Source organism: Usitatibacter rugosus (assembly GCF_013003965.1).
Classification (GTDB): domain Bacteria; phylum Pseudomonadota; class Gammaproteobacteria; order Burkholderiales; family Usitatibacteraceae; genus Usitatibacter; species Usitatibacter rugosus.
In genome coordinates this window covers 96741-110590 of record NZ_CP053069.1, presented here as the reverse complement: position 1 = coordinate 110590, position 13850 = coordinate 96741, and the positions used below count along the sequence as shown (strand labels likewise).

The window sequence follows — 13850 nt, the reverse complement described above, 5'->3', positions numbered from 1 at the left end:
TGATGCGCGATCACCTGCATCGCGCACGATCCCATCACTGTTGCAGGAACCGCGCCAGAAAAGGCGTCAGGGAGCCCGCTCGGTAAGATTCACGCCCAGCAGCACGCCGAACTCCTGCGCGAAGTCGCACGAGATGCGCGCGTGCACCTTGCCCTGCTCGTCGTGGAAGCGCGCCTTGTCGGCGATCGGAAAGACCGCCTCGTGCCAGATGTTCGGATGGATGTAGAGGCCGCGGCCGCCGTCGACGTAGAACGCGACGAAATCTTCCGGCTTCACGTCGTCGCCCGGCATCGCGAGCGGCGCAAGGAACGCTTCGCCGTTCCGGGGAAAGAAGAGCTGCCCGCCATCGGGGTGATAGTTCGCGTGCCACAGCAGCACCCGGTCGCGTGGCACCGTCTGTTCCTCGCGCCGGGCTCGCCACGGATCGCACGACCAGCCGAAGAGGTATTCGTTTTCGGCGACCGCATGGTTCTTGCCGTAGAGGATGTCGCCTTCCCACCAGAAATCGAACTCGCCCTTCGTGGTACCCCCTTCGTTGCCGGTGCCCTCGTCCATCTTTCGCCAACCGGGCTGGGGCCACGTGACGATCTCGACCTTGCAATCCTCGGGGCGGTCGACGAGCCGGCCGTAGCCGCGCAGGCTCTCCTCGGTGGCGCGCACCACCGGCACCTCGTGGACGATCAACGTGTCCGGGAGCTCGGGTGCGAGGTAGCTGTCCATCTCAGCTCTCCAGCAAGGCAACCGTGCCGAGGCCGCCGTCGGCGCAGATCGAGACGATGGCACGCTTGCCCTTGCCCATCGCCGCGAGCTCCTTCACCGCCTGCGAGAGGATGCGAGCGCCCGTCGCACCGAACGGATGTCCGATGGAAACGCTGCCGCCATTCGGATTCCAGCGCTCCCACGGGAACTTGCCCATCGGCGCATCCACCTTCGCCTTTTCGCGCAGGAAGGTTTCGTTCTCGAGCGCGGCCACGTTGCAAAGCACCTGCGCTGCGAAGGCCTCATGGATCTCCCACAGGTCGATCGAGGCAAGCGAAAGCCCGTGGCGCGCGAGCAAGCGCGGGATCGCGTAGGCCGGCGCCATCAGCAGGCCCTCGTTGAAGAGATCCACCGCGGCGATCTCCCAGTCGACGAGCTTCACGCGCGGCCGGTTCGCCGGAAGGCGTGCCACGCCCTCCGCGGTGCCGACCCACACACCGGCTGCGCCGTCGGTCAGCGGCGATGCATTGCCCGCCGTGATCGTGCCCTTGCCGCTGGTGCGATCGAACGCGGGCTTGAGCGTCGCGAGCTTCTCGGGCGAGGTGTCGGCGCGCGGGATGCCGTGCTTCGCCATGCCCTCGACGGGAATCACGAGGTCGTCGAAGAAGCCCGAGGCGATGGCCGCGACGGCGCGGCGGTGCGATTCGTAGGCGATGCGGTCCTGGTCGACGCGGGCGATGTTCCAGAACTTCGCCATCTCCTCGCAGTGCTCGCCCATGCTCTTGCCGGTGGCGCGGTTGGCGACACTGGGGATGTGCAGCTTGATGTCGGAGCCGCGGATCTCCATGAAGCGGTCCACGCGCTCGCCGAAGCTGCGCGCCTGCGAGAGGCGGCGGATCCACACCGAGAGGCCCTGCGTGAGGCCGATCTGCACGCGGCTCATGCTCTCCACGCCGCCGCACACCGCGAGCTGGTGCTCCGCGCCCAGCATCCCGGCCGCTTCGAACGTCGCGACCATGCTCGTGGAGCAGGCCATCACGGTGGAGAACGCGGGAACGGAGCGGTCGAGCCCGGCGTCGATCCACACCTCGCGCGCGATGTTGCTCCAGCCGAGGTTCGGGGCGACCGTGCCCCAGATGACGAGGTCGATGGCGCCCTGCGGGCAGCCGCCGGCCATGGCCTTGGCGACCGGCACCGAGAGCGCCACGGCGTCCTGGGTGCGAAGCGGGCCGTCGACGCGTGCGAAGGGTGTGGAAATTCCCGGAACGAGGAAGATGTCGTGCGTGTTCATGCCGCCAGTCTACCGCCAGGACTCGGGGTGTTCCTTCTCGAACTTTTCCCGGTCGCGGCGGAACTGCTCCTCCAGCTCCTCGCGGCCCGACTTCGCGAGCGACATCAGGCGCTGCTGGTCGCGATAGTGCGGGAGCATGTTGTCCATCAGCTGCACGTTGTGCTGGCGGAACGCGTTGGCCATGTCGCGGGCGCGGAAGGGATCGACGCCCATCGCCTCGAGCGCACGCCGCCCCGTGCGGAGCGACCCTTCGAAGAGCTCGCGCTCGACCACCTCCACGCCGCGCAGCCGCAGCTCGAAGTAGTGCGAGACATTGCGGGCGCGCGCGATGATGCGCAGGTTGGGGAAATTGGCGCGCACGCGATCCACCAGCGCCAGGCTGTCCTCCACGTTGTCGATGGCGTTCACCAGCAGCTTCGCATCCGCGGCGCCCGCGGCGCGCAGCAGGTCGAGGCGCGAAGCGTCGCCGTAGTACACGGGGAAACCGAAGTTTCGCAGCAGCTCGATCTGGTCCGGGTCGTGGTCCAGCACCACCGCGCGCATGCCGTTGGCGAAGAGCAGGCGGCCCACGATCTGCCCGAAGCGCCCGAAGCCCGCGATGATGATCGGCGCCTGCTGGTCGATCGTGTCGTCCTCGCGCTCGGTGCGCACCTTGCGCGCGATCAGCTTGTCGTGGATCACCAGCAGCAACGGCGTGGCGGCCATCGACAGCGCGACCACGATGGTGAGCAGGTCCTCCCATTCCGGCGAGAGGACGCGCGCGACCTTCGCGACGCCGAAGACCACGAACGCGAATTCGCCGCCCTGTGACAGCAGGATCGCGAAGAGCAGGCGCTGCCGGGTCGTGATCCCCAGCAGCCGCGCCACCACGTACAGCGCGCCGACCTTCAATGCGAGGAAGCCCGCGACCAGCATCGCTACCAGGCGGGGATCGCTCATCAGCAGGCCGAAGTCGATCGTCATGCCCACGGCGATGAAGAACAGGCCCAGCAGGAGTCCCTTGAACGGCTCGATGTCCGATTCCAGCGCGTGGCGGAACTCCGAGCTAGCGAGCAGCACGCCGGCGAGGAACCCGCCGAGCGCCGGCGAGAGCCCCGCCCACTGGACGAAGAGCGCGATCCCGATCACCAGCAGCAGCGAGAACGCCGTGAAGACCTCGCGCAGGTTCACGCGCGCGATCAGGCGCAGCAGCGGCCGCAGGAGGTAGCGCCCGAGGACGATGACTCCCGCGATCGCGACGAAGGCGATGCCCGCGCGCTCCCAGGCCGACATGCCGCTCGGATGCGGCGTGTGCGACACCAGCGGCACGAGCGCGATGAGCGGCAGGGCGGCGATGTCCTGGAAGAGGAGGATCCCGAAGATCGACTGCCCGGTCGGCGTGGCGAGCTCGTTGCGCTCCTGCATCGTGGAGATGGCGATCGCCGTCGAAGAGAGCGCCAACGTGATTCCCACGATCGCGGCGGCCACGGGCGGGATGCCGATCGCGTAGAGGCCGATCGACAGCACGAGCCCGCACAGGCCGATCTGTATTCCGCCGCCCACGAACACCGCGTGGCGCGTCGCTGCGAGGCGCCGGGGGTCGAGCTCGAGGCCGATCACGAAGAGCAGCAGCACCACGCCCAGCTCCGCGAGATGCAGCGTCGATTCCACGTTCGCGATGAGCCGCAGCCCCCACGGCCCGATGATGGCGCCGGCGATCAGGTAGCCCAGCACGGCGCCCAGCCCGAAGCGCTTCGCGATCGGCACGCAGATCACGGCGGCGGCGAGGAAGATCAGGGCCTCTTTCATGCTTTCGCCTGCCAGTCCTGGAGGTGCCGGTGGAAGCGCACGGCAGCATCGGCGAGCGCCGCGGGGCCGCACTCGTGCGAGCCGTGCACGACGAACGGGTCGTGCCAACGCATGCCGCAATAGCGCATCGTCTCCTCGACGGGCGCCTTGAAGTGCTCGAACGGATGGTGGTGCCGCCCCTGAGCGGAATAGGCCACGTCGTCGCCGCCCGTGGTCACGGCCCACAGGCATTCCTTGCCCGAGAGCGCGCCGCCCCCTTCGCCGTAGGCCCAGCCCTTCGTGAGCACGACGTCGAAATAGTGCTTGAGCATGCCGGGCACGGAGTACCAGTAGATCGGGTGCAGGAAGACGACGAGCTTCGCACGCTCGAGGGCCGCGCGCTCGGCGACCACGTCGATGTCGAAGTCCGGGTAGAGCGTGTAGATCGGCCGCACGTCCACGGCTTCGAGCTTCGACGCCGCCTCGACGAGCGCCTTGCCCGCGATCGAGCGGCGCGGGTACGGATGGGCGTAGACGATCGCTATCGGGGCCATTGGTCGAGGAGGACGCCGGCGAAGATGGCGGCGCCGAGCCAGTTATTGTGGCGGAACGCCTTGAAGGCGCCCTCGCGGGAGCGGTCGCGAATCAACCGATAGTGGTAGCCGGCGATCACGGCCGCCACGAGCAGGCCCCCGGTGTAGAACGGCCCGTAGCCCTGCCAGATGCCGATGCCGAGCATCGCCAGCAGGAAGAGCGCATAGCAGGCCATGACCGCGAGGACGTCGTGCTTGCCGAAAAGGATCGCCGAGGTCTTGATGCCGAGCTGCACGTCGTCGTTGCGGTCGACCATCGCGTATTCGGTGTCGTAGGCGATGGTCCAGAGCACGTGGGCCGCGAGCAGCGCCCAGCCCAGCGCCGTCACGCGCCCGAGCTGCGCGGCGAAGGCCATGGGGATGCCGAACCCGAAGGCGACGCCGAGCACGGCCTGGGGCATCGCGAAGAAGCGCTTGGTGAACGGGTAGCTCGCGGCGAGGAGCAGCGCCACGACGGAGAGCACGATCGTGAGGAGGTTAAGGCGCACCACGAGGACGAAGGCCGCGAGCGAAAGCGCCGCGGCGACCGCCAGCGCTTCCCACGGCTGGATGAGGCCGGTGGCGAGCGGGCGGTCCTTCGTGCGTTCGACCGCCGCGTCGAAGTGGCGGTCCGCGTAGTCGTTGATGGCGCAGCCGGCGGAGCGCATCAGCACCGTCCCCACGACGAAGATCCACAACGCGCGCCAGTCGGGAATGCCGGAAGCCGAGAGCCACAGGCCCCACAGCGTGGGCCACAGCAGCAGCAGGATGCCGACCGGTTTGTCGAGGCGGATCAGCTTCTCGTACGCATCGAGCCGTGCCAGGACCGCGGAGGTCTTCACTCCAGGACCCGGACGGCGCGCGACTTCAAGGCCGAGAACTCGGCTTCCTGGACCTGCGCGTCGTGCCCGTAGTGGAATCCAAAGCGGAATCTCTCGAACTCCGGACCCCCCAGGCGCGGCTTCAACGCCTGGTGGCGCCGCAGGCGATACGGCAAGCCCAGGTTCTTGTAGTGCAACAGCTTGAGGTCGTCCGCGCCGGACCCCGCTCGATAGACCTTCAACTCTCCCCGCCCCACCGGCGACGCCAGGTGCGAGCCGGGCCCGAAGTTCATGTCCACGACGCGAGCGGGGCGGAAGCAGGCCATCTTCGAATAGTTTTCCGCGGGGCTGCCCCATTGAACGCGCTCGGTGATCAGGCGCCCATCGTAGATCGGGAAATCGTCACTGACCATGTCGTAGCCTTGGGGGTGGAACACGTCCACGTCAGGGTGCCGCTGCACGAAGGCGATGAGATCGTGAGGGTACAGAAATTCGTCTATGTCGCACACCACCATGCAGTCGCATTGTTCCTGTTTCCAGCTTCGGTTGCGGATGTCCATCAAGGTCAGCTCGGACAATCTACCGCCCGTGTCGAAACTGGAGACTTCGACATTCGGGTAGGAACGGGCGATGTCGACGCTGCGGTCGGTCGACTGGTTGTCGTAGATGCGCACCTTCTTGGCCTGCGGCGCGTAGTAGGCCAGGAAATGCGGAAGCATCGCTTCTTCGTTGAAGCAGACCGTGTGCACGATCAAGTCCACGGTCGCAGCTCCAGCATTGCCGGCAGGAAGACCTCGGTCACCATCAGCGGCCGGCCGCGCTTGCGGAAGAGCGAGCGTCTCACCCACAGCGCGGGGAAGGTGCGGCCGAACACCTGGCGGGCCCGGCGCCACAGCGGATGGCGGGAATCCACGCGCGAGAATTCGATCGGCGAGCGCTTCACGAGCGGGTCGGTGAACAGCATCTCCGCGAGCGGGCGGTTGCCGAGGCCGCGCAGCGCCCGCCAAACGCCGGAGAGGTCGCGGCGCGCGGCGATCGAATGCGCGAGCACCACCGGCTGTCCATCCGCATGGAGGATCACTTCGCGCACCAGCGCGCGCTTGTGCGTGGGCCGCCCGAGCGCGAAGTACTCGTCCTCATTCGGGATGCGGAAGCGCTGCGCGATCTTCTCGACGCGAAAGCCGCGCGAGCGCTCGACGATGCGCCAGGTGAGAGAACCGCGCGACGTGAGCCACGGGCGCCAGGGATCCGCGTGCGAAGGGGCGAGGCGTTTCCACCGGTTCATGCCTTGAGATAGAAGCGCTTCGTGCCCAGCCAGCGCTCGAGGTGCTTCACGGCCGCGGGCGAGCCTTCGGCGATGAGGCGGTCGGCGACGTCGCGCGCGGTCTCGATCAGGTCCACGTCGCGCTCGAGGTCGGCGAAGCGCAGCAGCGGTGCGCCGCTTTGCCGGGCGCCGAGATATTCGCCGGGGCCGCGCATCAGGAGATCCTGGCGCGCGATCTCGAAGCCGTCCGTGTTCTCGTAGATGATCTTCAAGCGCGCCCTGGCCGCTTCCGACAACGGCCGATGATACAAGAGGATCGCGAGGCTCTCCTGCGAGCCGCGGCCCACTCGCCCCCGCAATTGGTGCAGCTGCGAGAGGCCCAGGCGCTCGGCGTGCTCGATCACCATCAGCGTGGCGTTGGGCACGTCCACGCCCACCTCGATCACCGTGGTGGCCACGAGGAGCTGGATGCGCTTCTGCTTGAAATCGTCCATGACCTGCGCCTTCTCGCTGCCCTTGAGGCGCCCGTGCACCAGGCCCACGGCGAGATCGGGGAAGGTGGTCTTCAACGTCTCGAAGGTCTCGAGCGCGGTCTTCAGCTGCAGGGCCTCGCTCTCCTCGATGAGCGGGCAGACCCAGTAGGCCTGCGCGCCCTCGGCGCACGCATCGCGCACGCGCTGCACGACTTCGTCGCGCCGCGCGTCGTCCACGAGCTTGGTGAGCACCGGCATCCGGCCCGGCGGCATCTCGTCGATCACCGAGACGTCGAGGTCGGCGTAGTAGCTCATCGAGAGCGTTCGCGGGATCGGCGTCGCGCTCATCATGAGCTGATGGGGCTCGATCCCCTTCGCGGCGAGCGCCAGGCGCTGGCCGACCCCGAAGCGGTGCTGCTCGTCGACGATGGCGAGGCCCAGCTTCGCGAAGTGCACGTCTTCCTGGAAGAGCGCATGCGTGCCGATGGCGAGCTGCGTCTCGCCCGCGGCGATCGCGTCCAGCGCCTGCTTCTTCGCGCGCGCCTTCAGGCTTCCGGCGACCCACGCGACCTTCACGCCGAGCGGCTCCAGCCAGTGGCGCAGCTTCGACTCGTGCTGCTCGGCGAGGATCTCCGTGGGCGCCATCAACGCGACCTGCCACTGGTTCTCGATCGCCTGCATGGCGGCCACCGCGGCCACGAGCGTCTTGCCGCTGCCGACATCGCCCTGCAGCAGCCTTCGCATCGGGTGCGGCTGCGCGAGGTCCTTCGAGATGGTGGCGATGGACTTCTTCTGCGCCCGGGTGAGCGGGAACGGGAGCGACTTCACCAACGCATTGGTGAGCGTGTGCTTGTCGGGCAGCTTCGGTGCCACCTTCGAGCGCCGTTCGCGGTAGGCGATGCGCATGGCGAGCTGCTGGGCGAGGAGCTCGTCGAACTTGAGGCGCCGCCAGGCGGGGTGCGTGCGCTCATCGAGGCTCGCGCGGTCGACCTTGGGCGGTGGGCGGTGGAGGAAATGCACGCTCTCGCGGAAGTGCCCCAGGCGAAGCTCCGCGAGCAGGTCGTCGTCGAGCGTGTCCTCGAGCGCGAGCTTGTCCAGCGCGCCCTCGATCATCGTGCGCAGCTCGTGCTGCGAGAGGCCGGTGGTGGTCGGGTACACGGGCGTCAGCGACTTGGGCATCGGCGTGTCCTTGCCCACGATGCGGTACTTCGGGTGGACCATCTCGACGCCGAAGAGGCCGGGGCGCATCTCGCCGAAGAGGCGCAGGCGCTTGCCGGGCTGCATCTGCTTCACCTGGCTGGGATAGAAATTGAGGAAGCGGATCCAGAGATCGCGCTCGCCGTCGGTGAGCTTCACGACGAGGGTCTTCCGCGGCCGGTATTTCACGTCGGCTTCGACCACCTCCGCCTCGACGACGACGGATTCGCCGATGCGCGCGTCCTTCAGCGGGGTGAGCTTGGTTTCGTCTTCATAGCGCAGCGGGAGATGGAGCGCGAGGTCGCGCGTGGCGCGGATGCCGAGCTTCTCGAGCTGCTTCTCGACCGCGGGGCTGAAGGGCACGCGCTCGCGGCCCCGCCTAGCGGACGAGGTGGAGGATCGCGTCGATCTCGACCTGGGCGCCGCGCGGCAGCGAGGCCACGCCGATCGTCACGCGGGCGGGAAAGGGCTCCTTGAAGCGCGCCGCCATCATCTCGTTCACCACGGAGAACTTGCCGAGGTCGACGAGGAAGATGGTGAGGCGAACGACGTGGCCGAAGTTGCCGCCCGCGGCCTTGCACACGGCCTCGAGGTTGTCGAACACCTGCTTCACCTGGTTCTCGAAACCGTCGACGAGCTGCATCGTCTTCGGGTCGAACCCGACCTGGCCGGAGAGGTACACGGTGTCGCCGGCGCGGACCGCCTGCGAATAAGGGCCGATGGCGGCCGGAGCGTCGGGTGTGGAGATCGGTTTCATGGAAGTCACTGCGGTTTGCGTTTGAGCCGCGAGATGCGCACGACCTCGGGGATGCGGCGGAGCCTGCGGAACACGTGCGCCAGGTGCATTCGGCTCTTCACCTGCACGGTGAAGACGATCGTCGTGAAGGCCGGGCTGGGCTTCTGCTCGGTCTCGATGTGGTCGATGTTCGAGTCGGCGTCGGAGATCTCGGCCGCCAGGCGCGCGAGCACGCCGCGCTGGTTGGCGGCGGTGAGCCGGACGTTCACCTCGAAGAGGCGCTCGGGCGCCGGGTCCCACTGCACGTCGACCCATTTCTCCGGATCGAAGTGGAACGGGTGGATGGCAGGGCAATCGTGCGTGTGCACCACCAGGCCCTGGCCCTTCTTGATCTGCGCGATGATCGGGTCGCCCGGGATCGGACGGCAGCACGGCGCGAACTGAACGGCCATGCCCTCGGTGCCGCGGATGGTGATCGAGTCGAGGTGCTGGTGGTGATGATCGGCCTCGCCGCCTTCGGCGTGCGTATCAGGCTTGGACAGCAGCATCTTCGCGACGACGACCGCGAGGCGCTTGCCCAGGCCGATGTCGGCGAGGACTTCCTCGCGCGTCTTCGCACTGTCGCCCTTGAAGAAGCCCTTCCAGTGCGCCTCGGAGATCTCGTCGGGATTGGCCTTCAATGAGCGCAGCGCCTGTACCAGCAGGAGCTCGCCCACTTCCGCGCTCTCCGCCGACTGCATGGTCTTGAGGTAGTGCCGGATGTGCGAGCGCGCCTTGCCCGTGCCGACGTACGAGAGCCACGCGGGATTCGGCCGCGCCTGCGGGTCGGTGATGATCTCGATGCGGTCGCCGTTGCGCAGCACCGTGCCCAGCGGCACCGGCTCGCCGTTGATGCGCGCCGAGACGCAATGGTTGCCCACGTCCGTGTGCACGGCGTAGCTGAAATCGATGGCGGTCGCACCCTTCGGCAGCGAGAAGATCTTGCCCTTGGGCGAGAAGACGTAGACCTCGTCGGGGAAGAGGTCGACCTTGATGTGCTCGAGGAACTCCAGCGCATCTCCGGACTCGCTCTGGATCTCCAGCAGCGACTGCAGCCACTGGCTCTTCAGTTGCACGCCCTTCGCATCCGTCTCGTCGGCCTTGTAGAGCCAATGGGAAGCAACGCCCGCCTCCGCCACCTTGTGCATGTCCGCCGTGCGGATCTGGATCTCCAGCGGCATGCCGAAGGGGCCGAAGAGCGTGGTGTGCAGCGACTGGTAGCCGTTGGCCTTCGGGATCGCGACGTAGTCCTTGAACTTGCCCGGGATCGGCTTGTACATCGTGTGCAGCGCGCCGAGCGCGAGATAGGCCTGCGACACGTCCGGCACGATGATGCGGAAGCCGTAGATGTCGAACACCTCGGAGAACGAGATGTTCTTCTCCTGCATCTTCTTGTAGATCGAGGAGATGTGCTTCTCGCGGCCGGTCACCTGCGCGTCGACCTTGAATTCCTTCAGCCGGTCCTTGATCTGCTCGGCGATCTTGCCCACCGCGTCGCGGCGGTTGCCGCGCGCTTTCTTCAGGGCCTTGTCGAGGACCTTGAAGCGCGTCGGGTGCATGTAGCGGAAGCCGAGGTCCTCCAGCTCGTAGTAGAGCGAGGACAGGCCCAGGCGGTTGGCGATGGGCGCGTAGATCTCGAGCGTTTCCTTGGCGACCCGCTCCTGCTTTTCCGCATGCACCGCATCCAGCGTGCGCATGTTGTGCAGGCGGTCGGCGAGCTTGATGAGGATGACGCGGACGTCGCGCGCCATCGCGAGCAGCATCTTGCGGAAGTTCTCGGCCTGCGCGTGCTGCAGCGTCGCGAACTCGATGCGGTCGATCTTGGAGACGCCGTCGACCAGTTCGGCCACGGGCTTGCCGAAGCGCTTGGCGATCTCGCTCTTGGTGGTGGGCGTGTCCTCGACCACGTCGTGGAGGATCGCGGCCATCATGGCCTGCGCGTCGAGGTGCCACTCGGCGAGGATCTTCGCGACGGCGAGCGGATGGGTGATGTAGGGCTCGCCGGACTTGCGGAACTGGCCCGAGTGCGCGGCGCGCGCGACTTCGTAGGCTTGCTCGATCTGCTCGATGTCCGCCGGCTTGAGATAGCCGAGGGCGGAGGTCAGCTCTTCGGCGCCGGGTCCGGGCAGCGCGACCCCACCGACCTTGGCTCCAGTCGCGGTGGCGGTGTGGATGCCGAGCGCGGGCATGGGCGCGAAACCGGGGTCATTGCGACCCCGATTTCATCAAAGCACCGGAGGGGTGGGCGCCGGCGGATTGAGGAGCTCGCGGCCCACTTTGCCCGCGGCGATCTCGCGCAGCGCGATCACGGTGGGCTTGTCCTTGTTGGGCTCCACGAGCGGCGTCGCGCCGAGCGCGATCTGGCGCGCGCGATTCGTGGCGGCAAGCGTGAGCTCGAAGCGGTTCGGGAGGAACTTGATGCAGTCGTCGACGGTGATGCGGGCCATGGTGAGTCTCCAGTTACCTGAACTCGTCAATGAGCTTCGAGAGGCGAACCGCCTGCTGCGCACGCGACACTCGGGACGCGCGCACCACGGACTGCAGGTCGGAAAGCGCTGCCTCGAAGCGCTCATTGACAATTATATATGGAAATTCAAGTACATGGGATATTTCCTCGCGGGCGCTGGCCATGCGTTTGTCGATCACGTCCGGAGCGTCCTTGCCGCGGGCTTCCAGGCGGCGGCGCAGCTCCGCGAGGGACGGCGGCAGGATGGAGATTCCCACCATGTTGGGGAAGATCTTCTCGACCTGGCGCGCGCCCTGCCAGTCGATTTCCAGGAGGACGTCGTGGTCGCCGGCGAGCTCCTGCTCGATCCAGCGCTTGCTCGTGCCGTAGTAGTTGCCGTAGACGCTGGCGTGCTCGAGGAAATCGCCCGCGGCGATCATCTTTTCGAACGTGGGACGGTCGACGAAGTGGTAGTCGCGCCCGTTCAATTCACCCTCGCGGGGTGCGCGGGTCGTGAACGACACCGACAGGCGGATGTGCGGGTCGAGCTCGAGGAGCTTTCCGACCAGCGTGGTCTTGCCCGCGCCGGAGGGGGCCACGACGACGAACAGGTTGCCGATACCGCTCATTCGATGTTCTGGACCTGCTCGCGCATCTGCTCGATCAGGACCTTCAGCTCGACGGCGATGCGCGTCATCTCGTTGGCCACGGACTTCGAGCCCAGCGTGTTCGCCTCGCGGTTCAGCTCCTGGCAGAGGAAGTCCAGGCGCTTGCCGCAGGCGCCGCCCTTGGCGAGCACGCGGCGCATCTCGGCGATGTGGGTCACGAGGCGCGAGAGCTCCTCGTCCACGTCGATGCGCGCGGCGTAGAGCACCACCTCCTGCTGCAGGCGCTCGTCGGTGGGTGCCGCGCCCGCCTCGGCGATCTTGGTGGCGAGCTTCTCCTGGAAGGCCTTCACCGCCGCGGGCATCAGCGGCGCGGCGTCCTTGGCGAGCACCGCCATGCTGTCCAGGCGCTCGAGGAGCAGGGCTTCCAGCTTGGCGCCCTCGCGGGCACGGGTCTGGTTCAGCTCCTTCAGCGCCGTGTCGAAGAGCGCGGCCACGTCGTCGCGAAGCTGGTCCGGGGAGAGCGACTCGTCGGCGAGCACGCCCGGCCAATGGAGCACCTCGGAGACGGTCAGCGGCGAGGCGTCCTTGAAGTGGGCGCGGACGGCGGCGGCGGCATCCTGCAGGGATTTCATCGCCTGCGCGTCGGGAACCAGCGACTTCGGGCCCGTGGACTTCGGCGTGAAGGTGAGGCGGCAATCGACCTTGCCGCGCGTCAGGCGGGCGGTGACCGCCTCGCGCATCGCCGGCTCCAGCGAGCGCAATTCGTCCGGGATGCGGCTCTGGAACTCGAGGTAGCGGTGGTTGACGGTCTTCAGCTCGATGGCGAGCTGGCCCTGCGCGCTTTCGCGGGCGCTGCTCGCGAAGCCGGTCATGCTGGCGATCATGGGGGGCGGGTATGAAGTGAGTGCGCCTTTACAAGGCGCGTAGGACTACCGATACAATGTCAGGAATTATAGCGGAACCGCCTCGCCCTCTTTCCCATGCCCCAGCAGGTCAACCAGCCGCTTCCCGCCGGCTATGTGCTGAACGGCTATCGGATCGAGAAGCCCCTCTCCTCCGGGGGCTTCAGCATCGTCTATCTCGCCCGCGACGAGTCGGGCACGCCCTTCGCGATCAAGGAGTACCTGCCGTCGTCGCTGGCGCTTCGCAGCGAGGGCGTCGAGGTCGACATCTCCGACGAGAACAACCTCTCGATCTTCCGCCACGGCCTCAAGTGCTTCTTCGAGGAGGGCCGCGCGCTCGCGATGATCTCGCACCCGAACGTGGTGCGCGTGGAGAACTTCTTCCGCGCCAACGAGACCTGCTACATGGTCATGCAGTACGTGCGCGGGCGCACGCTGCAGTTCCACATCCAGAGGAACCGCCACGAGTTCACCGAGGGCTTCATCCGCCGCCTCTTCATCCACCTGATGAATGGCCTGCGCGAGGTGCACACCAACAAGCTGCTGCACCTGGATATCAAGCCCGCCAACATCTTCCTCGCCATGGACGGCCGCCCGGTGCTGCTGGATTTCGGCGCGGCCCGCATCACCCTCTCCGAGGAGGCGCTGAAGCTGAAGCCCATGTACACGGCGGGCTTCGCGGCCCCCGAGCACTACCGCTTCAACCCGCAGGAGCTGGGCCCGTGGGCGGACATCTACTCCGTGGGCGCCACGATCTACACCTGCATCGCCGGCACGCCGCCCCAGGCCGCCGACGCGCGCGAGAAGAAAGACCAGATGATCCCGTTGAAGTCCCTCGCGCGGCAGCCGTACTCCGAGGACCTGTACGCCATCACCAACGAGTGCCTGGCACTCGACTACATGCAGCGCCCGCAAACCGCGTTCGACCTGCAGAAGCGCCTGATGGAAGAGCCGGTGGAGGAGAAGAAGTCGAGCTTCTTCGACACGCTCAGCAAGCCCGTGTCCAAGCTCTTCTCGCGGTAACCGCCCTTGCCC

Annotated in this window: 14 protein-coding genes; 1 reads left to right on the top strand and 13 read right to left on the bottom strand. The window is 67.2% G+C overall.

The features are described 5' to 3' along the window. Window positions 1-66: 66 nt before the first annotated feature. Genes DSM104443_RS00520 through DSM104443_RS00465 form a run of 13 tightly spaced genes read right to left on the bottom strand, consistent with a single transcriptional unit; the run spans window position 67 to window position 12797 of the window. Complete coding sequence (locus DSM104443_RS00520) at window positions 67-720, bottom strand: ureidoglycolate lyase (RefSeq protein WP_171088770.1); 654 nt, start codon at window positions 718-720, stop codon at window positions 67-69. Window position 721: 1 nt separating this feature from the next. Then, window positions 722-1990, bottom strand: coding sequence for an acetyl-CoA C-acyltransferase (locus DSM104443_RS00515; RefSeq protein ID WP_171088769.1), 1269 nt, complete (start codon window positions 1988-1990; stop codon window positions 722-724). 9 nt (window positions 1991-1999) lie between these two features. After that, window positions 2000-3778: a glutathione-regulated potassium-efflux system protein KefC gene (gene kefC, locus DSM104443_RS00510; RefSeq protein WP_171088768.1), complete on the bottom strand. Its 1779-nt coding sequence runs from the start codon at window positions 3776-3778 to the stop codon at window positions 2000-2002. After that, window positions 3775-4311 carry a glutathione-regulated potassium-efflux system oxidoreductase KefF gene (gene kefF / locus DSM104443_RS00505; RefSeq protein WP_171088767.1) on the bottom strand — a complete coding sequence of 179 codons (537 nt, stop codon included), beginning with the start codon at window positions 4309-4311 and terminating at the stop codon, window positions 3775-3777. Before kefF ends, kefC begins: the two co-directional genes overlap by 4 nt. Further along, window positions 4299-5171, bottom strand: a complete 873-nt coding sequence (gene ubiA / locus DSM104443_RS00500) for a 4-hydroxybenzoate octaprenyltransferase (RefSeq protein ID WP_246232429.1) — start codon at window positions 5169-5171, stop codon at window positions 4299-4301. The genes kefF and ubiA overlap by 13 nt, the downstream gene beginning before the upstream one ends. After that, window positions 5168-5911 carry a glycosyltransferase family 2 protein gene (locus DSM104443_RS21805; protein ID WP_246232426.1) on the bottom strand — a complete coding sequence of 248 codons (744 nt, stop codon included), beginning with the start codon at window positions 5909-5911 and terminating at the stop codon, window positions 5168-5170. The genes ubiA and DSM104443_RS21805 overlap by 4 nt, the downstream gene beginning before the upstream one ends. Further along, window positions 5902-6435, bottom strand: coding sequence for a chorismate--pyruvate lyase family protein (locus DSM104443_RS00495; protein WP_171088765.1), 534 nt, complete (start codon window positions 6433-6435; stop codon window positions 5902-5904). The genes DSM104443_RS21805 and DSM104443_RS00495 overlap by 10 nt, the downstream gene beginning before the upstream one ends. Then, window positions 6432-8447 (bottom strand): ATP-dependent DNA helicase RecG, encoded by a 2016-nt coding sequence (gene recG / locus DSM104443_RS00490; protein WP_171088764.1) that lies wholly within the window; start codon window positions 8445-8447, stop codon window positions 6432-6434. Before recG ends, DSM104443_RS00495 begins: the two co-directional genes overlap by 4 nt. A gap of 16 nt (window positions 8448-8463) precedes the next feature. Then, a complete protein-coding gene (locus DSM104443_RS00485) occupies window positions 8464-8841 on the bottom strand; it encodes a RidA family protein (protein WP_171088763.1) in 378 nt (125 codons plus the stop codon). A 5-nt stretch (window positions 8842-8846) separates the two neighbouring features. Next, on the bottom strand, window positions 8847-11048 hold the full coding sequence (locus DSM104443_RS00480; protein ID WP_171088762.1) for a RelA/SpoT family protein: 2202 nt from the start codon (window positions 11046-11048) through the stop codon (window positions 8847-8849). Window positions 11049-11084: 36 nt separating this feature from the next. Further along, on the bottom strand, window positions 11085-11306 hold the full coding sequence (gene rpoZ / locus DSM104443_RS00475; protein WP_171088761.1) for a DNA-directed RNA polymerase subunit omega: 222 nt from the start codon (window positions 11304-11306) through the stop codon (window positions 11085-11087). A 13-nt stretch (window positions 11307-11319) separates the two neighbouring features. Then, complete coding sequence (gmk, locus tag DSM104443_RS00470; RefSeq protein ID WP_171088760.1) at window positions 11320-11934, bottom strand: guanylate kinase; 615 nt, start codon at window positions 11932-11934, stop codon at window positions 11320-11322. Further along, window positions 11931-12797: a YicC/YloC family endoribonuclease gene (locus DSM104443_RS00465; protein ID WP_171088759.1), complete on the bottom strand. Its 867-nt coding sequence runs from the start codon at window positions 12795-12797 to the stop codon at window positions 11931-11933. The genes gmk and DSM104443_RS00465 overlap by 4 nt, the downstream gene beginning before the upstream one ends. 96 nt (window positions 12798-12893) lie before the next feature. On the opposite strand from DSM104443_RS00465, the gene DSM104443_RS00460 reads away from it, so the two are divergent. Continuing rightward, window positions 12894-13838 carry a serine/threonine protein kinase gene (locus DSM104443_RS00460; protein ID WP_171088758.1) on the top strand — a complete coding sequence of 315 codons (945 nt, stop codon included), beginning with the start codon at window positions 12894-12896 and terminating at the stop codon, window positions 13836-13838. Window positions 13839-13850: the final 12 nt, after the last annotated feature.

Bases quoted from the DNA above. Each gene is read 5' to 3' on its own strand.
- DSM104443_RS00520 (WP_171088770.1), bottom strand. From the start codon at position 720: ATGGACAGCTACCTCGCACCCGAGCTCCCGGACACGTTGATCGTCCAC.
- DSM104443_RS00515 (WP_171088769.1), bottom strand. From the start codon at position 1,990: ATGAACACGCACGACATCTTCCTCGTTCCGGGAATTTCCACACCCTTC.
- kefC (WP_171088768.1), bottom strand. From the start codon at position 3,778: ATGAAAGAGGCCCTGATCTTCCTCGCCGCCGCCGTGATCTGCGTGCCG.
- kefF (WP_171088767.1), bottom strand. From the start codon at position 4,311: ATGGCCCCGATAGCGATCGTCTACGCCCATCCGTACCCGCGCCGCTCG.
- DSM104443_RS00495 (WP_171088765.1), bottom strand. From the start codon at position 6,435: ATGAACCGGTGGAAACGCCTCGCCCCTTCGCACGCGGATCCCTGGCGC.
- DSM104443_RS00485 (WP_171088763.1), bottom strand. From the start codon at position 8,841: ATGAAACCGATCTCCACACCCGACGCTCCGGCCGCCATCGGCCCTTAT.
- DSM104443_RS00480 (WP_171088762.1), bottom strand. From the start codon at position 11,048: ATGCCCGCGCTCGGCATCCACACCGCCACCGCGACTGGAGCCAAGGTC.
- rpoZ (WP_171088761.1), bottom strand. From the start codon at position 11,306: ATGGCCCGCATCACCGTCGACGACTGCATCAAGTTCCTCCCGAACCGC.
- gmk (WP_171088760.1), bottom strand. From the start codon at position 11,934: ATGAGCGGTATCGGCAACCTGTTCGTCGTCGTGGCCCCCTCCGGCGCG.
- DSM104443_RS00465 (WP_171088759.1), bottom strand. From the start codon at position 12,797: ATGATCGCCAGCATGACCGGCTTCGCGAGCAGCGCCCGCGAAAGCGCG.
- DSM104443_RS00460 (WP_171088758.1), top strand. From the start codon at position 12,894: ATGCCCCAGCAGGTCAACCAGCCGCTTCCCGCCGGCTATGTGCTGAAC.